This window comes from Bryocella elongata, from assembly GCF_900108185.1.
Classification (GTDB): domain Bacteria; phylum Acidobacteriota; class Terriglobia; order Terriglobales; family Acidobacteriaceae; genus Granulicella; species Granulicella elongata.
On the sequence record NZ_FNVA01000003.1, the window covers coordinates 209775 to 228861 of the forward strand.

Here is a 19087-nt window from a genome sequence, read left to right on the forward strand (position 1 = left end):
TGACAACTGGGAACGGACCCCTGAGAACGAGGAGACAAGACTGTGGCGATTGATGTGATTCACTCCGACGACCCGAACATGACGCACCCTGAGCCCGGCCTGCGGCGGCAGGTGATGAGCTTCAGCCCGGACATGATGCTGGTGCGGCATCGCATGGAGAAGGGCTGGGTGGGCGCGAAGCACAGCCATCCGCACGAGCAGATGGTCTACGTGGTGAGCGGGCATATCGTCTTCGAGTCGCCCGACGGCAAATTCGACGCGAAGGCCGGGGACTGCTTCCTGGTCGCCGGGGGCGTGGAGCATCAGGCGTCGGCGCCGGAGGACTCCGAAGTGCTGGATATCTTTACGCCGTATCGTGAGGACTACGCTCCGAAGGTGTAAGACGCTATTTCACGCGCTTGACCTCGGCGGTGAAGGACATCGTGTGCTTCTCGCCGGGGGCGAGCGTGATGCGATTGACGTCGACGTTGCCGGTCTCGAGCGCGACGTAGTCGTGCCAGTCCCACTCGCCGAGATCGGGTAGCGGGCCACCGTTGTTCCATGTGATGGTGGACCGCGAGTCCTGCTTGCTCATGTGGATCTCGCGGCTGCCCGCTCCGTCGCGGATGACATACGGGCCTGCCGTGTCGAGGTACACGCGATCGACCTTGCCTGTGAACGTGATGGGTGCGTGCGCTGCCGGCTTGTGCGTGAAGTTGTCCACCTTGTCGATGTAGCCCGTGTCCTCGAGGCCTTGGATGCTGGTCTCGTGGATGTCGGTGACGTGGAAGTAGGTGTGCATCGCCTCCTCGAATTCGAGCGGGCTGGTGCCGGGGTTCTCGACGGTCAACTCGGCGGTGAGTGTGTGCGCGAAGCGGAAGCGCATGGTGAGCGCGAAGCTGTCGAAGCCCATGTGGCGGCTCATGGCAGTGGGGCCGAGCTTGAGGACGAGCTCTGCTGCGTCACCGCGCATGGCGGCTGACTCCAAGGTCCAGTCCTGCACACGCGCGAAGCCGTGCGAGGGGCCGGGGTGGCCGTCGACGCGGTCCTTCTTGCTGTCGGTGGCGAACCATGGGAAGACCACGGGCACGCCGCCGCGAAAGGCTTTGCCGAGCTCGTAGTCGGACTTGCGGCTCATGAAGATGACGTCCTGCTCGCCGGTGGGCTTGAACGCGACAAGATGCGCTCCCTGCAGAAAGATCGTCGCGGTGCAGGCGGGCGTAGAGACGTTGAGTCGCGTGAGGCCGTTGAGGCTGTCGAAGGTGAGGAAGCGCGCTGATGCGAAGCGTTGACGAAGCGTGTCGATGGCTGAGGGTTCTACTTGAATCACGGCCGATTCTCCCATTTCCCTGCGCTCCTACTGTATCCGCGCGACGCCATCGCAGGCACCAGGTTTGCGCGGCGAGCGTTCTTGCTGTGGAATGAGGAGAAATGATCCGCATTGGCGTTGATACAGGTGGCACCTTCACGGACCTCGTGCTGCTGGAGGAGCGGGGGCTGCGTGTGCACAAGGTGCGCTCGACGCCCGACGACCCAGCGCGCGCGATCCTGCAGGGGATTCGCGAGCTGGCTTGCGCGAGCGGCGTGGATGAAGTGATTCACGGTTCTACCGTTGCGACGAATGCGGTGCTGGAGCGCAAAGGCGCGCGAGTCGCGATGATCACGACGCGGGGCTTTGAAGATGTGCTGCGCATCGGGCGGCAGACACGGGCGAAGCTGTACGACTTCCAGGTGGAAGCTCCGCGGAACATCGTCGAGCCGGAGCTGGTGTTTGGCGTGACCGAGCGCATGGATGCCACGGGCCAGGTGCTCACGCCGCTGGATGAGACTGAGGTGGAAGCGATCGCGCTGAATCTCAAGGAAGCATGCGTGGAGAGTGTTGCGGTGTGCCTGCTGCATTGCTATGCCAACGGAGCGCACGAGGATGTTGTGGTGGGGGTGCTGGAGCGACATGGGCTGCGCGTGTGCGCGTCGCATCGGGTGTTGCCGGAGTATCGCGAGTTTGAGCGCTGGAGCACGACGGCGCTGAATGCCTATGTCACGCCGATCATGGCGCGGTACCTCACCACACTGGAGCGGGGGCTGGAGGGCACGCGGCTGCATGTGATGCAGTCGAACGGCGGCATCCTGAGCGCGCGACAGGCGCGTGCGTTGCCGGTGCGCACGGTGTTGAGTGGGCCCGCGGGCGGAGCCGTGGGAGCACAGGCTGTCGCGCGGGCCTCGGGCTTTGAGCGCGTGGTGCTCTTCGACATGGGTGGCACCTCTACCGACGTGAGCCTGGTGGATGGCAAGCTGGGCATGACGAGCGAGAGCGTCGTCGGTGACTTTCCGGTACGGCTGCCGATGATCGACATCCACACGGTGGGAGCGGGAGGCGGGTCGATCGCCTATGTCGATCGTGGCGGCTCGCTGCGAGTGGGGCCGCGCAGCGCTGGCGCTGATCCCGGTCCTGTCTGTTACGGAAAGGGCGAAGAGCTGACGGTGAGTGATGCGAACCTGCTGCTGGGCCGGCTGCCGGCGGAGCACTTTCTGGGCGGGCGCATGAAGCTCGATGTGGCGCGGACGGAGGAGCGTGCGGAGGCATTTGCAGCGCAACTTGGGCTGACCGTGGAGCGGCTGGCGGAGGGCATTCTCGCGATTGCCAACGCGAACATGGAGCGGGCGATTCGCGCGGTGAGTGTGGAGCGAGGCCGCGATCCGCGCGGCTTTGCGCTGGTGGCCTTTGGCGGCGCGGGCGGCATGCATGCTTGCGAGATCGCGGCTTCGATGGAGATGGAGACGGTGATTGTGCCGCGTTATGCCGGTGTGCTTTCGGCGATGGGCATGATGCTGGCGGATGTGCGCAAGGACTACTCACGCACGGTGCTGCGGCCTGCGGAGGAGTTGGAGGCGAATGTGCTGGAACAGCACTTCGCGCCGATGGTGGCGCAGGCGCTTGCGGATCTTGCGCAGGAGGGCTTTGCCGCGGACGGAGTGGAGATCGAGCGTGTGCTGGATGTGCGCTATCGCGGGCAGGCGTACGAGATCAGCGTGCCGCTGACGGAGAACTTCATCAGCGCCTTCCACGAGCAGCACCACGTGCTGTATGGCTATGCGAATCGCACGCGGCCGACGGAGGTGGTGAACCTTCGCGTGAACGCGGCGGGAATCACGCGTAAGCATTCGTTCGCCGGGTTCGAGGTTTCTTCCGCTGCACTGCCTGATCCTCTGAGCCTGACACGGACCCGGTTCGCAGGAGCGTGGCACACGACTCCGATCTACGCGCAGGAGGCTCTCAAGCCAGGATGCACGGGTGATGGACCTGCGATCGTTGCGGGGGGTGAGGCAACGATTGTGATTCCTCCGGGCTTTGCGTTCCACGTCGATGGCGCGGAGAACCTGATTGCGACGACGCTGAAAGCAGGTCTTCGATGAGCGCGTTGACTTACAGGATCGAAGACCCCATCGAGTTCGAGATCTTCAAGAACCTCTTCCAGTCGATTGCGGAGGAGATGGGCATCACGTTGTGCCGCACGGGCTTTTCACCCAACATCAAGGAGCGGCTGGACTACTCGTGCGCGATCTATGACGCGCAGGGGCAAGCGATTGCTCAGGGCGATCACATGCCGGTACACCTGGGGGCAATGCCGCTCTCGGTGGCCGCGGCGATTGAGCACACGAAGCTTGAGCGTGGCGATATTGTGATGCTCAACGATCCGTTTCGAGGTGGAACGCACCTGCCGGACATCACGCTGGTCTCGGGCGTGTTTGTTGGTGATGATGAAACGCCTGCGTTCTATGCGGCGAATCGTGCGCATCACTCGGATGTGGGCGGCATGAGTCCGGGGTCGATGCCGCTGGCGCAGGAGATCTTTCAGGAGGGATTGATTCTGCCTCCGGTGAAGATCGTGCGTGGCGGCGCGATGAACGAGGATGTGCTCGCCATCCTGCTGGCGAATGTGCGCACGCCGCTGGAGCGGCAGGGCGACCTGAGCGCGCAAATTGCGGCCAATCGCGTAGCAGAACAGCGGCTGCTTGCCATGTGTGCAACGTATGGCCGAGAGCGGGTTGAGCGCTATGCGCGCGAGGTGCAGGACTACTCCGAGCGCATTCTGCGACGGACCATCGAGGAGATTCCCGATGGAGAGTACAGCTTCGAAGACGCGCTGGAGGATGATGGCTTTGGCCGCGAGCGCATCTTGATTCGCGCGACCGTGCGCATCTTAGGCGATGATGCGGAGGTTGACTTTGCGGGCACGGACTCGCAGACGCGGGGCGGTGTGAACGCGAACTTTGCGATGACGCTCTCGGCGAGTGTGTATTGCTTCCGCTGCCTGATTGCCGATGATGTGCTCTACAACGCGGGGATCTCGCGGTCTATTCGTGTTCTTGCCCCGCAGGGCAGCGTGGTGAATGCGCTGCATCCGGCAGCGGTGGCGGCGGGCAATGTGGAGACCTCGCAGCGGATTACGGACGTGGTGCTGGGTGCGCTGGCGAAGGCTTTGCCCAACGTGATCCCCGCGGCGAGTCAAGGCACGATGAACAACGTGACGCTGGGCGGCAAGCGGTCGGTTCACGGTGTGGGCGATGGCTCGGCGTTTGCGTATTACGAGACGCTGGGCGGTGGCATGGGCGGGCGCAACGGCAAGCCCGGTTTGAGCGGCGTGCATACGCACATGAGCAACACGCGCAATACTCCCATTGAAGCGCTGGAGCACTACATGCCGGTGCGCATCACGGAGTATTCGCTGCGCAAGGATTCGAGCGGTGCGGGAGCGTTTCCCGGTGGAGAAGGCCTCGTTCGCGAGTACGAGATGCTGACCGATACCGAAGCGACGTTGCTGACGGAGCGACGTGCTACGCGCCCCTATGGTGCACAAGGCGGGGAGCCTGGAGGCTGCGGGCGCAACACACTGGTGCGCGTTGATGGATCGCGCGAGGTGATGCCCGCGAAGGTGCGCGTGGCGCTGAAGGCTGGTGAGCGGCTGCGGATCGAGACGCCGGGCGGTGGTGGTTTTGGGTCAGCAGGGGAGAACACACAGGAGAGTCAATGAGCGCTGGCGCGGTAGAAGCGGCACACGCAGGACCGTTTGACTGGCTACTGACTGCGCCGCCCGCTTCCAAGCGTGCGTTGCTTGCTGCATCGCTGGGGTGGATGCTCGACTCGTTTGACGTGATGCTGTACTCGCTGGTGCTGGCGCAGCTGATCCATGACTTTGGGCTGACGAAGCACCAGGCCGGTTGGCTGGGGTCGATGACTTTGCTCTCCGCGGCGTTTGGCGGCGTGGTGTTCGGCTACATCGCAGACCGCTTTGGCCGCACACGGGCTTTGATGGGGAGCATCCTGGTGTATGCGGTCTTCACCGCTGCCTGCGGGCTGACGCATACACTGCTGGAGCTGGCGATCTGCCGTGTGCTGCTGGGGTTCGGCATGGGTGGAGAGTGGGCCTCGGGTGCATCGCTGGTTGCGGAGACATGGCCTGCAGAGCACCGCGGCAAGGCTTTGGGGCTGGTGCAAAGCTCGTGGGCCATCGGCTATGCCCTGGCGGCAGCGGTGGTTGCGATTGTGCTGCCGCGTTTCGGCTGGCGTGCGGTGTTCTTTGTGGGCGTGCTTCCTGCGCTGCTCACGGTGTGGCTGCGTTTCGGCGTTGAGGAGCCTCAGGCCTGGCGTGATTCGCGGGAAGAGATTGTGCCGCAACCGCGCCGTGGGCTAAGCGCGGTGTTTGCACCCGGACGTCGCACGGTGACCATCATGCTGGCGCTGATGAACGCGTGCACCCTGTTCGCTTGGTGGGGTTACAACCTGTGGGTGCCGGGATATCTCTCGCTGCCGCGCAATGCGGGGGGAATGGGGCTTTCGACGCACACAATGGCGATGGTGGTGCTGACGGCACAGATCGGCATGTGGGTGGGGTATGTGAGCTTCGGCTATCTGTGCGATCGCTTCGGGCGCAAGGGCTGCTACGTGGTCTACCTGATGATGGCCTGCGCTTCACTGCTGGTGTACAGCCGAGTGCATAGCGTTGTGCTGCTGCTGTGTATTGGTCCGGTGCTGGCGTTCTTCGGGACAGGTTATTTCTCAGGCTTTGCTGCGGTGACGGCGGAGTTGTACGAGACGCGGATCCGCGCGACAGCGCAGGGGTTCCTTTACAACAGCGGGCGCGTGGCCAGCGCACTGGCGCCACTGACGGTGAGCGACCTGGCACAACGCAAGGGCTTTGGGCTCGCGTTCACCGTTGTCGCATCGGTCTTTGCGCTGGCGGCGGTGCTGTGGATCTGGATTCCCGAGACACGAGGGCTTTCGCGCAAGGTGGGCGCAGCGCAATGACGTCAAGGGCACAGCAGAGGCTGTGCCCTTGAGGTCATGTTGTGGGATTCGGAGAGCCGACGGCCCTTCGTGCGTTTAGCGCGATGCAGGCGGCGGTGGAGCTGCAGCAGGCGCCGGGCTCGAGGGCAACGGAACGTTGGGGCCGAAGTTGGAGGTCAGGTAGGCGAGGATCTTCGCGAAGTCGTCGTCGCTGCCATCTGCGCCCTTGGCGATCATCTGGTTGACGATGGTGGTCCACCCGGCTTCGTCGTGCCGCTGCTTGGTGAAGACGCTGGGCGAGTGGCAGGCGCCGCAGATGCGCTCGGCGGGCTCCTTGCCGGGGCCATCGGGCAGGACGTAGGAGGTCTTTCCCTTGGCGGGAGCTGCGGGGGCCGTTTGGGCTCCGGAGCGGAGCATGGCGACGAGGTGAGCGCTGGCAGCCGTTGTCGGCGCGGCGGCGGGTGCAGACGCAGCCGCGGGCAGGGACGAGACGACCGCGAGCAGCACGGCGAGCACGGGGAGGGAACCGGAGGCTGGCTTCATGATGCATCCATCTTAGCCGAGTCCCCGGCCGGCCCCACAGTTGCTACCATCGTGCGTGCGATCGCGCGAGGCGGCGCGAGGAGGTTCCGATGGCAGAGACGATTGTCCTTGAACGCCGTGGGCGTGTGGCGTGGATCACGCTGAACCGCCCCCAGGCGCTGAATGCGCTGAACGAGCAGGTGATGCTGGAGGTGACGGCGACGCTGCTGGAGCTGGATCGCGATGAAGCAATTGGATGCAGCGTACTTACCGGCTCCGCGAAGGCCTTTGCAGCAGGCGCGGACATTCGCGAGATGCAGCCGCAGAGCTTCGCGGAGATGTTCGGCACGGATTGGATCGGGGGCTGGGACGCGATGACCCGCGTGCGCAAGCCGGTGATCGCCGCAGTGGCCGGTTATGCGCTGGGCGGCGGTTGCGAAGTCGCGATGATGTGCGACATCGTGCTGGCCGCCGACACCGCGAAGTTCGGGCAGCCGGAGATTAAGCTGGGTGTGATCCCCGGCATGGGTGCGACGCAGCGGCTGACGCGGCTGATTGGCAAATCGCGAGCTATGGAGCTGTTCCTGACCGGTCGCATGATGGACGCGGCCGAGGCAGAGCGACTGGGGCTTGCGACGCGCGTTGTACCCGCTGGAGAGCTTGAAGCCGAGACGATGAAGCTCGCAGAGGCCATCGCCGCCATGCCGTTGCAGGCTGTGCTGATGATGAAGGAGGCGGTGAACCGGAGCTTCGAGACGCCGCTGCATGAAGGTCTCCTGTTTGAGCGCAGGCTGTTTCAGTCGGCCTTCGCGACGGAAGACCGGACCGAGGGCATGACGGCCTTTGTGGAGAAGCGTGCTCCGGTGTGGAAGCATCGGTAGCGCAACCCGCCGGTACGACAATCGCCAGGGCCCAAAGCGCGATTCGCGCGTGGAACGGTCATCGCGGTAGAGTTCCATCGGACGCGTTTGCGTGATGTTGGGGTGGGGAGCGGAAGGATGCGGATACTCGCGATTGTCGCGCAGGTCCCTGGGGCGGAGGAGCGGCTGAAGGTTGCCGAAGGCGGCGTGGACCTCGGGGCAAGCAAGCTCGTCCTGGACACGATGGATGAGTATGGCGTGGAGGAGGCGTTGCGACTCCGCGAGGCGGGCGCGGGCGGTGACACGGCGGTTGAGGTCATCGTGCTGGGTGTGGGTCCGTCGCGTGTGGAGGCCGCGCTGCGCAACGCGCTGGCGCTCGGCGCCGATCGCGCGGTGCTGGTCGATAGCGGCGCCATCGATCTTGCGCGAGACGTTGTTGCGACGAGCAAGGTGATCGCCGAGGTTGCGAAGAGAGAGCGGGCTGACCTGGTGTTGTGCGGGGCGCAGCAGGCCGACTCCGACAGCCAGGCGCTGGGCGCGGCGGTGGCCGAACGGCTGGGCTGGGCGCAAGCCACGTGGGTGACAGCCCTGACATGCGAGGGAAGAACGCTGGCTGGAAGGCATGACGTCGACGATGGACAGCAGGATTTCCGGCTCCCGTTGCCCGCTGTCGTGACGGCGCAGCAGGGCTTGAACGAGCCGCGCTATCCCACACTGCCCAACATCATGAAGGCGCGAAAGAAGGAGCTTCGAATGGAAGTGCTTGCGGGCTTCGACGTAGCGCCGCAGGTTCGGCTGGTGAAACAGGAGCTGCAGCACCGCGAACGACTGCATCGATTGATCCCAGGCAGTGATGCGAAGGCCGCTGCCGACGAGCTTTTGCGCGCGTTGCGCGAGGATGCGAAGGTGCTCGCATGATCCTGGTCGTCGTCGAGCATGGGAACGGCAGGATCGGTAAGTCGGCTCGCGAGCTGGTTACGGCAGCACGCTCGTGCGGGGTGGAAGGACCTGTCGCCGCGCTGGTGCTGGGAAGCGACGTGGCGGCTATAGCGACAGAGGCCGCGACACTCGTGGGGCAGGTGCTGGTGGCGGACCGCCCGGAGCTTGCGACATACGACGCGGAGCTGTGGGCCGCTGCTGTCGCGCAGATCGCGCGCGAGGGCGAGGTGGCGCTGGTGCTGATTGCAGCAAGCCGCAGTGGCCGCGAGTACTCGCCGCGCGTCGCGGTGAAGCTGGAGGCGCCGTTGATCGAAGGCGCGGCTTGCCTGACGTTTGAGGGCGGCGTGGTTCGCGGAGAGCGTTACAGCTTTTTGAGCAGAGTGACGGAGACGGTGGAGAGCAACGCAGCGGTTGTCGTCGCTACGGTTCTTCCCGGCGCCTTTGCTCCTGCGGAAGCCCTGGGCGCACCGGGGGAACAGTTCGATGTGGATCTCGAGCTCCCGGAGCGGAGGCTGATTGTGACCGGGGCGCAGCCTGCGAATGCCGGGCGGTTGCCGCTGGGTGAGGCGGAGATCGTCGTTGCCGGCGGGCGCGGCACCGGCAGTGCGGAGGGCTTCGAGCGCATCGTTGTTGGCCTCGCGGATAAGCTGGGTGCGGCGGTTGGAGCGACACGCGCGGTTGTTGACGCAGGCTGGCGGCCGTATGCGGAGCAGGTGGGGCAGACCGGGGTGACGGTGCAGCCCAGGCTCTACCTCGCGATCGGGATCTCCGGCGCGGTGCAGCACCTGAGCGGCATGAACAAGAGCCAGACGATCGTGGCGATCAACAAGGATGCGGACGCGCCGATCTTCACCGTCGCGGACTACGGCATTGTGGGCGACTGCGATGCGATCGTCGAAGCGCTGAAGAGTGCGATAGGCTGATCCCGCGAGGGTGTTCCTGCGAGAGGAGCAACGATGTTGTCGCCGATTCAGAGCGCGCTGTTTCTACTCTTCGCGGTCGTGTGCCTTGCGGCCGCGACGCGAGGATTTCTGCGGCTCTATCGGCGCATCCGGCGAGGACAACGCGATACCGATACGAGGTTGACAGGCATGCCGCAGCGCATCGGTGCGGCGCTGTGGCTGACGCTGACGCAGCAACGAACCTTCAAGAGGAGGCCGTGGGTCTCGTTCTTCCACGCTCTGATCTTCTACGGCTTCGTTGTTTATCTCGCGGTGAATGCGGTCGACGCTGTGGAAGGGTTTAGCGCGTGGCGCATCTCGTCCGCGAGTGCGTGGGGAGCGGCGTACAACCTGATCGCCGACCTGCTCAGCGCGCTCGTGCTGATCGGTGTCTGTGCTCTCGTGTTCCGGCGGTTTGCGCTTGCCTCGCGGAGAGACTTTCGCTTCAACCCGCGCACGATGCTGCACAAGGATCTGCGCGATGGCGCGGTGAGTCGCGACTCGCTGATGGTGTCAGCGTTCATCCTTGTTCACGTTGGGGGCCGCGCGCTGAGTGCGGGAGCGAAGCTTGTCATCGACGGAGGTGACGTATGCCAGCCGTTTGCTTCGCTGATCGCGCGCTTCATTCCTGCTGCGCGTGCGCAGGATCTCGCGGTGACGGGATACTGGCTGGCGCTGGGGAGTGTGCTGGCATTCCTGGTGTATTTTCCGTACAGCAAGCATCTGCATCTGCTGATGGCTCCGTTGAAGTATGCGGTCGCACGTGAGGAGCGCAGCGGTGTGCTGCCGGCGATGGACCTCGCACCCGGTAGTGAGAGCGAGCTTCGGTTCGGGGCGGAGCGTCTTGAGGATCTCGCATGGCCGCGGCTTCTCGATGCGTATGCGTGCATCCAGTGCAATCGCTGCCAGGATGCATGCCCCGCAACGGCGACAGGCAAGGCTCTGAGTCCGGCGGCGCTTGAGATCAACAAACGCATGGAGTTGAACACGCTGGCTCGCGCGGGCGTTGGATTCGAGCAGGGCGGCATGAGTCCGCGACCGCTGCTGCGGTTCGCGTTGTCGCCGGAGGCCGCGTGGGCGTGCACCACCTGCGGCGCCTGCATCAAAGCGTGTCCTGTTGGCGATGAGCCGCTGTTCGACATCATCGATGTGCGGAGGCAGCAGGTGATGATGGCGGGCGAGTTCCCTCAACAGCTGCAAGGCGCGTTTCGTGGCATGGAGCGCGCAGGCAATCCGTGGGGCATCGCTCGCGAGCAGCGCATGGACTGGGCACGCGGGCTTGATGTGCCAACGCTTGAGCAGAAGCCCGAAGCGGAGCTGCTGTACTGGGTGGGCTGCGCCGCGAGCTACGATCCGCAGGCGCAGAAGACAGCGCGGGCGTTTGTACAACTGCTGACATTGGCTGGTGTGGAGTTTGCCGTGCTGGGTAAACGCGAGTGCTGCACCGGTGATCCGGCGCGGCGCGCGGGCAACGAATACCTCTACCAGCAATTGGCCACGGAGAACGTTCGGACGCTCGATGCGGTGAAGACCCGGCGCATCGTGGTGACGTGCCCACATTGCCTGAACTCCCTGGGCCAGGAGTATCGCCAGCTTGGCGGCGACTACGAGGTGGTGCATCACACGGAGCTGCTTGCTTCGCTGGTGGCGGAGGGTCGCCTGAGGCCACGTGCAACAGGAGCTCCGGTGGCGTTTCATGATCCTTGTTATCTGGGGCGGCATAACGGGGTTTACGAAGCTCCGCGCAACGTGCTGCATGTGCTTTCGGACGATGTGCGGGAGTTGCCGCGGTCGCGGGAACAATCCTTCTGCTGCGGTGCCGGCGGAGCACAGTTCTGGAAGGAGGAAGAGCCCGGCGATGAGCCCATCGCGGCAAACCGTCTGCGGGAGGCCGCTGAAGTGCTTCGGGACGATGGCGGAGAGGCCACGCTGGCAGTCGGTTGCCCCTTCTGCAAGAGCATGTTGACGAGCGCGCCGGGCGAGGTAATGCAGGTTCGCGATGTGGCCGAGTTGTTGTGGGAGGCGGTCGGGCCGGCAATCGAAATGCGGGCTTCGTCGAGCGGCGATGAGAGCGTGGCCGCGCTGTCCTCTGAGAGCGTAGAGGCCGCTGTGCCGACGTCTGGGGAGATTTCTGCGGTTGCCCCGATTGAAGCGGCTGTCGTGCGTGAGGAGCCGCCGCCAGCTCCTGTTGCACGCGCCAAGTGGCAACCGAAGCTCAATGCAGCGGCATCGCAAACTACGCCGATGACTCCAATCGCTGCAACGACGCCCTCTATCGATTCGACGCGAGTGGAGACCGAAGCCACGGTAGAAGCTCCAACGCCGACGGTACCGGAACGCAAGAAGTGGACGCCCAGGAAATAGCCCTGGGACTTCTTCTTGCTAGGCTCTCGGCGTGTGGACCGCGACGACACGTGTGCGCCACAGGTACAGGTAGCAGAGGCCGCCCATCGCCGTGATGCAGCCGCACAGACCGAAGGCGGCATTGAAGCTGTGCGTGTAGTCGAGGATGGCTCCGGTAAGCAACGGAGCGAGGCTGCCGAAGACCTGGCTGCCGAAATTCTGGATCGAAGAGACTGTCGCGACGATGGGCTGGGGGCTCACGGACTGCGCGTATCCCCAGGCTGAGTTTCCGGCGAACTGCAGGAAGAACATCGCAATCATGATGAGTGCGATGGCGTCGACGTGGCTGCGGACGTGCGGGACGAGCAACGTCATGACGGCTGAGGCAAAGAGGCCGCCCATGGCGAAGGTAACGTGCACCCGCGGCGCAGGAGCACCGCCGCGCACGAGGCGATCGGCGAGCCAGCCATCGGTGTGCATGCCGACGGTGGCCGCGAGGTAGGGAAGTGCGGCGAGCCAGCCGGTGTGGGCGACGCTGATGCCACGGCCATTCTCGAGGTAGCTCGGCAGCCACGCGATGTAGAACCAGGCTGTGTAGTTGACGCCGGCAAAGCCACTCATCATCAGCCAGATGACGGGGTCGGAGAAGAAGCGCGCCCATTGCCCCAGCGAGAGAGGCGTGGCGCGCGGAGCCACGTATCCATCCTCGACCGGCGGGCTGCCGCTGCGATCGCGCAGCAGCAGGAACCAGATGAGCGAGAGCACGAGACCCACAGCGCCGGTGATCGCGAACATGGGCCGCCAGCCGTAATGCAGCATGATGACCGTGAGCAACGGCGGTGCGATCGCCTGGCCGACCATCGCAGAGCTGTTGACGAGCGCGAGAGCGCGAGCACGCAGCGAAGCGGCCAACTCGGAATGGATGAGCTGGATGGACGCCGGGTAGTATGGAGCCTCACCCACACCGAGGATGACGCGCAGGCCCATAAAGCCGAAGAGCGAATGCACACGCGCGACCAGCAGCTGCGCGAAGGACCATAACGTGAGCCCGGCGCCCAGCACGCGGCGCGTGCCGAAGCGGTCAGAGAGTGGACCGACCGGGAGCTGCGCCAGCCCATACGCGATGGAGAAGATGGACATCAGCCCACCCATGCGCGTTTCGCTGACGCCCAGCATGGTCTTCACAGGGCCGTGAGCGATGGAGAGCGAGACGCGGTCGACATAGTTCAGGCAGCCGGCGAAGACGAGCAGCAGCAACGCCAGCGCCGTGCGGGGCGCGACCTTGTAACGTGGGCTGGTGACTGTGGCCATGCATCGACCAGTATGCACGGCAGCCGTGTGGGTTGGTGCGGGAACCCGGGTTTGGAGCTGTTAGGCGATGCGGGCGGCGACTGCGTCCAGGCTGGTCAGCATACGCTCGACGTAAAAGCGAAGCTCTTCCTGCGTGATGATGAACGCGGGCGAGAACTGCAGGGAATGACCGAGCATGTTGCGGGTCATCACCTCGTTCTTGCGGGCCTGCCACAGCACCTGGTCGACGACGTTGGGGACGCGCTTGCGGGCGTCCTCGCAGATCTCGATTCCGGCGAGCAGGCCTTCGGTGCGAACCTGCTTGACCATGGAGTGGCGGCGAAGTGGCTCGAAGAGTTCGACCATGGCCTTTGCCGCTTCCGCTCCGCGCTCGAGGACGCGCTCGGTCTCCATGATCTCGAGGTTCCTGAGGCCGACGGCGCAGGCCGTGGCGTGGCCGGAGTAGGTATAGCCGTGGCGCAGCACGCCGGCCTTGCCGCTGTAGAAGGGCTCCTGCACGCGCTCGTTGCAGAGGACAACACCCAGCGGCTGATAGCCGGAGGTGACCGCCTTGGCGCCCGTGATGATGTCCGGCTGGATGCCGTAGTGCGCGCTGCCAAACCAGGCGCCGAGACGGCCGAAGCCGGTGATGACCTCATCGCAGACCAGCAGCACGTCGTACTGACGACATAGGCGCTCGACTTCGGGCCAGTAGCCTGCGACGGGGGGATAGACGCCACCGGCTCCACGGACGGGCTCACCGAAGAACGCGGCGATCTCGTGACCGCGCTCGGCGAAGAGCTTCTCGAGCTCCTGCGTGCTGTCGGCCGCGACGACGTGCACGTCCTCGATCAGCGGGCCGTAGCCCTCTCGGTTGGCGGGGATGCCGGCGATCGAGGTACCGAAGCCTGCGATGCCGTGGTACGCCATGCCCCGGCTCACGATGACGCGCTTCTCGGGCCTGCCAAGGACGTTCCAGTAGCGGCGCACGATCTTGGCCGCCGTGTCGATGGACTCCGAGCCGCCGCTGGTGAGGAAGACGGCGGTGTTGGGCATGGGGCTCAGCGAGGCCACGCGCTCGGCGAGCTCCAGCGTGGTGTTGGTGGTCATGTCGCCGAAGGTGGAATATGTGGCGAGCTTGCGCATCTGCGCGGCAGCGGCCTCGGCGAGCTCCTCGCGGCCCCACCCCAGGGCGCAGTACCAGAGGCCCGCGGTGGAGTCCAGGTATCGGCGGCCTTCCGTATCCCAGATCCAGACGCCCTGCCCGCGTTCGAGCACCACGCGAGTCTCCGGCACCTTGCTCATGTCTGCGAAGGCGTGCCACAGGGGACTGGGGTGGGCGGCATGCGACGGATCGTTTTGCGAAGCGAGGGGCTCGGGAAGGGTCGCGGTGCTCATGGGAGAAGCCTTTGGAGTGGATTGGGAGTGAGGCGCGGCAGGAACGGCCTCTTGTGGCTCGACAGCTCAAGTCTATGGGCCTGCGGAAGCCGCCACAAGGCGGGCGATCCCGCGCGCGCCCCGGAACCTTTGACAGAGGCGGGGCAGGGGAAATATGGTGAGTCGCAGTTACGCGTACAGGTAGCGCTAAAGCTCAGGCGCTCCAGGGGAGCCGAATTGAGGGCGTTTCAACTGCAGGGGCCGGGTGAGGCCGCGGTCGTGGAGGTTCCTGGCCAGGAGCCGGAGCAGGGCGATGTGCTGCTGAAGATCGAGCTCGTGGGTATGTGCGGGACGGACCTTTCGAGCTTCCGCGGGGCGAATGCGATGCTGACCTTCCCACGGGTCCCGGGGCACGAGATTGCAGCGGTCGTCGTGGAAGGCGCCGATGATCTTCCGGCAGGCACCAAGGTGACCTTGTCGCCGTACACGAGTTGCGGGCTGTGTTCCAGCTGCCTGAAGGGCCGGCCGAACGCCTGCAAGAGCAACCAGACGCTGGGCGTGCAGCGTGAAGGCGCGATGCGCGAGTACCTGCGCATGCCGCGGGAGAAGATCTATACGGCAAACCTTGCGCCACGCGAGCTGGCACTGGTCGAGCCGCTGACGGTGGGCATGCATGCTGTGGCTCGCGGTCGCGTGACGGAACAGGACAAGGTGGCCGTCTTTGGCTGTGGCGGCGTGGGGCTCGGCGCTATTGCGGGTTCGGCGTTCCGTGGGGCGGAGACCATCGCCATCGACATGGACGACAAGAAGCTGGAGGTGGCCCGCAAGGCCGGAGCGAAGCACCTGATCCACAGCAAGGACGAAGACCTGCACGAGCGGCTGACGGAGATCACCGGTGGTTACGGCCCGGACGTGATGATTGAGGCCATCGGACTGCCGCAGACCTTCCGCGCTGCGGTGGAGGAGGTGGCGTTTGCCGGGCGCGTTGTGTACATCGGCTATGCCAAGGAGCCCGTGAGCTACGAGACGCGGCTCTTCGTGCAGAAGGAGCTCGACATCCTGGGCAGCCGGAATGCACTGCCGGAGGACTTCCGCGAGGTGATCCGGCTTCTGGAGGCAGGGCACTTTCCGGTGGAGGATGCGATCAGCGCGGTGGTGCCGCTGGAGCAGGCAGCAGAGTACCTCGCCGACTGGAGCGCGCATCCGCACAAGTACACCAAGATCATGGTCGCGTTCCCATAGGTTGACGTCTGCCTCGCGAAGATTGATGACAAATCTTTCAACGGTGAAATAAGATTTTGACCTGCGATACAGGCATCTTCATGGAGCAGCCTGCGCGAGACGTTGTATAACGGCTAGGCCAAAGGATGCACCCTTCATGAGCATGCCAACCTTTCACGGCTCCGGCGCGAAGGCGCGGAGTACGTCCTCGGGTTCCCTGTTTCCGGCCAGCCATCTGGCCGCGTTCCTGCTGACGACGTCGATCTTCTTCGTCTGGGGGATGTCGAACAACCTCACGGACATCCTGGTGCAGCAGTTCCGCAAATCGTTCGAGCTTTCGAACGTGGAAGCGCAGCTGGTGCAGACGGCGATCTTTGCCGCGTACTTCGTCATGGCCACGCCCGCTGCGTTACTGCTGCGGCGTTTTGGGTACAAGGTGGGGCTCGTCGTAGGCCTCGTCACCTTCGGGGTTGGGACATTGTCCTTCCTGCCGGCTGCGGCGGTGGGACGCTACACGCCGTTCCTCATCGCGTTGTTCGTTACGGGATGCGGCCAGGCATTTCTGGAAACAGCGGCGAATCCTCTCATCGCACAGTTTGGCGACTCGGCGACGAGCGAGCGCAGGCTGAACTTCTCGCAGGCGTTCAACCCTCCCGGCACCGTGGCCGGCGTGCTGATCGGCACGTGGTTCATCTTCTCCGGTGTGGACAAGACGCCAGCGGAGGTTGCGGCGATGAAGGCGCAGGGGACCTACACGGCTTACCTGCACGGCGAGACGATGCGCGTGGTGCCAACGTACGTGGCCATGGGCTGCGCTGTGCTGTTGCTGGCGGTATTCATCGCTCGGGCGAAGTTCCCCGCCAGCCTGGATGAGAAGTTGCTCGTCGACACGACGCAGGACAAGGCGAGCGCCGGCGCGTATGGAAGGCTGCTCCGCAACAAAGGGCTGATGTTCGCCGTGGTCGCGCAGTTCTTCTACGTGGGTGCGCAGATCAGCACGTGGAGCAACCTGATCTTCTACCTGCGCCGATACACCACGCTGAGCGATAAGGGCTCGGGCTACTTCCTCACGGGGACGCTGATCGCGCTGATGGTCGGCCGCATCGTCTCCGTGCCATTGATGCGATGGATCGCGCCCTCGCGGCTGATCGCGATTTACGCGGTGATCAACTGTGGGCTGATCGCTGTGGGTATGTTTGATCCGGGGATGACCGGGAGCATTGCGCTGCTGGCCACCAGCTTCTTCATGTCCGTGATGTTCCCGACGATCTTCGCGCTGGGCGTCAAGGGGCTCGGCGAAGACACGAAGATCGCCGGAAGCTTCCTGGTGATGGCGATCCTTGGCGGCGCGGTCTTCCCTCCGCTGCTGAGCTGGATTGGCAAGGAGCTCGGCAGCCTGGCGCTGGGCTATGTGCTGCCGGGGATTGGCTATGTTGTGGTGGCAGTGTACGCGTTGATGGCGCCGCGCCTCTCGCCACCGGTGGGAGCCGATACCGTGGCCAACACGCCGCTCTATCCGTAGGGAGCGCGGGACTTGTTCTGAGGCTCTTTCGAGCATTTCCCCTGTTGATGGGTAACCGACCACGGCGTGCAGTGGCGTTTTCATTGGGGAAGACGCCCCTGATGATCGAGGAACTGGACTACACCTGCAGGGAAAATGCTCTAGCCCTTCCCGATTTTCTTACCGGGCCTGCTGGAGATCCCTCCACGGTCCGTCGAAGCACGCACCACGAGGCCGCCCTGCAGCACCACACGCTTCGTCCCGGCGGGCTTTGTGCCTTCAGGCGCCTGCACGATATCGAGGATCAGCTTCGCCGCGCGGCGACCGATCTCGTTGCTGCGCTGGTCGACACTCGAGAGCGGCACACGGATCAGGCGGTTCGAGTGCAGATTGCCGCAGCCTATGACGGCAAGCGTCTTCGGCACGTCGATACCCTGGGCTACAGCCTCGAGGATTACACCGGAGGCGATGACGTCGTTGAAGCAGAAGATGCCATCGGGTGGACGCTTGAGCGATTGGAGCGTGCGCAGGGCCTGGATGCCGTGCTCATCGCCTTCGACGTCGCCGCTGCCGGCCTTGATGATGTATTCGGGAGGCACTTCCAGCCCATGCTTGCGCATGGTATCGAGAAACCCCTTGAGCCGGCGGCTGCCGGGGCTGGTATCGGGGCCCTGGATGTGCGCGATGCGCTTGCAGCCGATCTCGATGAGGTGCTCGGTGGCGATCTTGCCGGCGTTGTAGTCGTCGGAACCGACAAAGTGGGCCTCGAAGTTGTCGAAGTAGCGATCGAGCAGGATGAGTGGGGTGCCGCTTTGCTGGATCGGCGCGAGAGCCTCGGCGGAGCTCTGTGAGCTGGCCACGACGAGCGCGTCGAGGCGGTGCGCCATCATGTGCTCGATCTCTTTGCACTCCAGTTCGGGGTCCTCTTCCGACGAAGAGATGATGACGAAGTAGCCCTTCTCGCGCAGCACAGCGGAGAGGCCCTTTGCGACGTCCGCGAAGAAGGGGTGCATCAGGTCCGGCACGACGAAGCCGACCAGCATGGACCGGCCCGTGACCAGCGAACGCGCTGCGAGATTCGGCCGGTACCCCAGCTCCTGAACCCGTGCGGCGACGCGTTCACGGGTCTTGAGGCTGATGTCAGGATGATTGCGGAGGGCCTTGGAGACGGTGACCAGGGAGATGCCCAGGTCGTCCGCGATGTCCTTCATCTTCACTGCCATGCGGCCACTATACACAATCGATTGCCGTGGCCGCGCGGTGTTCCGGAGTGCGGTTTGCCTGCCGATTTCGCACCCTCTGATATTTCTGCGGGGAGGTGGCTCAGCTGAGGACCGGCTGCTGTTCGAGGTGGAAGATGAGATCCATCGGCCGCCACTTCACGCCGGGCTCACTGCCGGGCAGCGCCTGCTGAAACTGCCACATCAGCTCCTCCCAGCGCTGCACGGCGGGGCTTCCTGCATCCATCGCGGCTTTGCGCTCGAAGCTAAAGTTGTCCTCGGTCTCCATGATCATGAAGAGCCGGTTGCCCGTGAGGTAGATCTCCATCGAGTGGATCCCGGCCGCGAGGATACTCTGCCGGATCTCCGGCCAAACGTTCGCGTGATAGCGACGGTACTCGGTGATGAGTTCGGGGTCGTCCTTGAGGTCAAGCGCCATGCAATAGCGATTCATGCGTTCCGATTCCGGGGATAGCCTCGTCCGCGGGTCGACCTGATCCCGCGGGCGGGGAAGTGCCAGTCCCGGGCATGGAAGCGCCCGGGAGAGCGTCCAGAGTAACCGCTAAAGGTTCCGTTTAGCAACGCCCCTGTGGCGCAGTTCCGGGCGG

16 protein-coding genes are annotated in these 19087 nt (G+C 64.5%); 10 read left to right on the top strand and 6 right to left on the bottom strand.

Annotation, left to right across the window (positions count from 1 at the left end; genetic code table 11):
* The first annotated feature begins 42 nt into the window (after positions 1-42).
* Positions 43-381 carry a cupin domain-containing protein gene (locus tag C4S68_RS10045; RefSeq protein WP_235011493.1) on the top strand — a complete coding sequence of 113 codons (339 nt, stop codon included), beginning with the start codon at positions 43-45 and terminating at the stop codon, positions 379-381.
* Positions 382-385: 4 nt separating this feature from the next.
* On the opposite strand, the gene C4S68_RS10050 is transcribed toward C4S68_RS10045, so the two are convergent.
* Positions 386-1309 (bottom strand): D-hexose-6-phosphate mutarotase, encoded by a 924-nt coding sequence (locus C4S68_RS10050; RefSeq protein WP_235011494.1) that lies wholly within the window; start codon positions 1307-1309, stop codon positions 386-388.
* 101 nt (positions 1310-1410) lie between these two features.
* Here C4S68_RS10050 and C4S68_RS10055 point away from each other — a divergent pair, with 101 nt between their 5' ends.
* Genes C4S68_RS10055 through C4S68_RS10065 form a run of 3 tightly spaced genes read left to right on the top strand, consistent with a single transcriptional unit; the run spans position 1411 to position 6286 of the window.
* Positions 1411-3393, top strand: coding sequence for a hydantoinase/oxoprolinase family protein (locus tag C4S68_RS10055; RefSeq protein ID WP_103932937.1), 1983 nt, complete (start codon positions 1411-1413; stop codon positions 3391-3393).
* Positions 3390-5012 (top strand): hydantoinase B/oxoprolinase family protein, encoded by a 1623-nt coding sequence (locus C4S68_RS10060; protein WP_103932938.1) that lies wholly within the window; start codon positions 3390-3392, stop codon positions 5010-5012. Before C4S68_RS10055 ends, C4S68_RS10060 begins: the two co-directional genes overlap by 4 nt.
* Positions 5009-6286, top strand: coding sequence for an MFS transporter (locus tag C4S68_RS10065; RefSeq protein WP_103932939.1), 1278 nt, complete (start codon positions 5009-5011; stop codon positions 6284-6286). Before C4S68_RS10060 ends, C4S68_RS10065 begins: the two co-directional genes overlap by 4 nt.
* Positions 6287-6361: 75 nt before the next feature.
* Here the strand turns inward: C4S68_RS10065 and C4S68_RS10070 are convergent, their stop codons facing one another.
* Positions 6362-6808 carry a cytochrome c gene (locus C4S68_RS10070; protein WP_103932940.1) on the bottom strand — a complete coding sequence of 149 codons (447 nt, stop codon included), beginning with the start codon at positions 6806-6808 and terminating at the stop codon, positions 6362-6364.
* A gap of 89 nt (positions 6809-6897) precedes the next feature.
* Between C4S68_RS10070 and C4S68_RS10075 the strand changes: the two genes are divergently transcribed.
* The 4 genes from C4S68_RS10075 (at position 6898) to C4S68_RS10090 (ending at position 11891) form a co-directional block, all read left to right on the top strand.
* Positions 6898-7668, top strand: coding sequence for an enoyl-CoA hydratase (locus tag C4S68_RS10075; protein WP_103932941.1), 771 nt, complete (start codon positions 6898-6900; stop codon positions 7666-7668).
* Between the two features lie 117 nt (positions 7669-7785).
* The gene (locus tag C4S68_RS10080; protein WP_103932942.1) at positions 7786-8565 is read left to right on the top strand and encodes an electron transfer flavoprotein subunit beta/FixA family protein; all 780 of its coding nucleotides are present in this window, start codon (positions 7786-7788) and stop codon (positions 8563-8565) included.
* On the top strand, positions 8562-9509 hold the full coding sequence (locus C4S68_RS10085; RefSeq protein ID WP_103932943.1) for an electron transfer flavoprotein subunit alpha/FixB family protein: 948 nt from the start codon (positions 8562-8564) through the stop codon (positions 9507-9509). The genes C4S68_RS10080 and C4S68_RS10085 overlap by 4 nt, the downstream gene beginning before the upstream one ends.
* A 33-nt stretch (positions 9510-9542) precedes the next feature.
* On the top strand, positions 9543-11891 hold the full coding sequence (locus C4S68_RS10090) for a (Fe-S)-binding protein (RefSeq protein WP_103932944.1): 2349 nt from the start codon (positions 9543-9545) through the stop codon (positions 11889-11891).
* Positions 11892-11909: 18 nt separating this feature from the next.
* Here the strand turns inward: C4S68_RS10090 and C4S68_RS10095 are convergent, their stop codons facing one another.
* Both C4S68_RS10095 and C4S68_RS10100 read right to left on the bottom strand, forming a co-directional pair.
* Positions 11910-13181 (bottom strand): MFS transporter, encoded by a 1272-nt coding sequence (locus tag C4S68_RS10095; protein ID WP_103932945.1) that lies wholly within the window; start codon positions 13179-13181, stop codon positions 11910-11912.
* A gap of 60 nt (positions 13182-13241) precedes the next feature.
* The gene (locus C4S68_RS10100) at positions 13242-14558 is read right to left on the bottom strand and encodes an aminotransferase family protein (RefSeq protein WP_103932946.1); all 1317 of its coding nucleotides are present in this window, start codon (positions 14556-14558) and stop codon (positions 13242-13244) included.
* 216 nt (positions 14559-14774) lie between these two features.
* On the opposite strand from C4S68_RS10100, the gene C4S68_RS10105 reads away from it, so the two are divergent.
* A complete protein-coding gene (locus C4S68_RS10105) occupies positions 14775-15779 on the top strand; it encodes a zinc-binding alcohol dehydrogenase family protein (protein WP_235011495.1) in 1005 nt (334 codons plus the stop codon).
* A gap of 136 nt (positions 15780-15915) precedes the next feature.
* Positions 15916-17280, top strand: coding sequence for an L-fucose:H+ symporter permease (gene fucP / locus C4S68_RS10110; RefSeq protein WP_235011496.1), 1365 nt, complete (start codon positions 15916-15918; stop codon positions 17278-17280).
* A gap of 140 nt (positions 17281-17420) precedes the next feature.
* Here fucP and C4S68_RS10115 read toward each other — a convergent pair whose 3' ends face one another.
* Both C4S68_RS10115 and C4S68_RS10120 read right to left on the bottom strand, forming a co-directional pair.
* On the bottom strand, positions 17421-18482 hold the full coding sequence (locus tag C4S68_RS10115) for a LacI family DNA-binding transcriptional regulator (protein ID WP_103932947.1): 1062 nt from the start codon (positions 18480-18482) through the stop codon (positions 17421-17423).
* Positions 18483-18582: 100 nt separating this feature from the next.
* A complete protein-coding gene (locus C4S68_RS10120) occupies positions 18583-18933 on the bottom strand; it encodes an L-rhamnose mutarotase (protein ID WP_103932948.1) in 351 nt (116 codons plus the stop codon).
* Positions 18934-19087: the final 154 nt, after the last annotated feature.

Bases quoted from the DNA above. Each gene is read 5' to 3' on its own strand.
- C4S68_RS10055 (WP_103932937.1), top strand. From the start codon at position 1,411: ATGATCCGCATTGGCGTTGATACAGGTGGCACCTTCACGGACCTCGTG.
- C4S68_RS10060 (WP_103932938.1), top strand. From the start codon at position 3,390: ATGAGCGCGTTGACTTACAGGATCGAAGACCCCATCGAGTTCGAGATC.
- C4S68_RS10065 (WP_103932939.1), top strand. From the start codon at position 5,009: ATGAGCGCTGGCGCGGTAGAAGCGGCACACGCAGGACCGTTTGACTGG.
- C4S68_RS10070 (WP_103932940.1), bottom strand. From the start codon at position 6,808: ATGAAGCCAGCCTCCGGTTCCCTCCCCGTGCTCGCCGTGCTGCTCGCG.
- C4S68_RS10075 (WP_103932941.1), top strand. From the start codon at position 6,898: ATGGCAGAGACGATTGTCCTTGAACGCCGTGGGCGTGTGGCGTGGATC.
- C4S68_RS10080 (WP_103932942.1), top strand. From the start codon at position 7,786: ATGCGGATACTCGCGATTGTCGCGCAGGTCCCTGGGGCGGAGGAGCGG.
- C4S68_RS10085 (WP_103932943.1), top strand. From the start codon at position 8,562: ATGATCCTGGTCGTCGTCGAGCATGGGAACGGCAGGATCGGTAAGTCG.
- C4S68_RS10090 (WP_103932944.1), top strand. From the start codon at position 9,543: ATGTTGTCGCCGATTCAGAGCGCGCTGTTTCTACTCTTCGCGGTCGTG.
- C4S68_RS10095 (WP_103932945.1), bottom strand. From the start codon at position 13,181: ATGGCCACAGTCACCAGCCCACGTTACAAGGTCGCGCCCCGCACGGCG.
- C4S68_RS10100 (WP_103932946.1), bottom strand. From the start codon at position 14,558: ATGAGCACCGCGACCCTTCCCGAGCCCCTCGCTTCGCAAAACGATCCG.
- fucP (WP_235011496.1), top strand. From the start codon at position 15,916: ATGAGCATGCCAACCTTTCACGGCTCCGGCGCGAAGGCGCGGAGTACG.
- C4S68_RS10115 (WP_103932947.1), bottom strand. From the start codon at position 18,482: ATGGCAGTGAAGATGAAGGACATCGCGGACGACCTGGGCATCTCCCTG.
- C4S68_RS10120 (WP_103932948.1), bottom strand. From the start codon at position 18,933: ATGAATCGCTATTGCATGGCGCTTGACCTCAAGGACGACCCCGAACTC.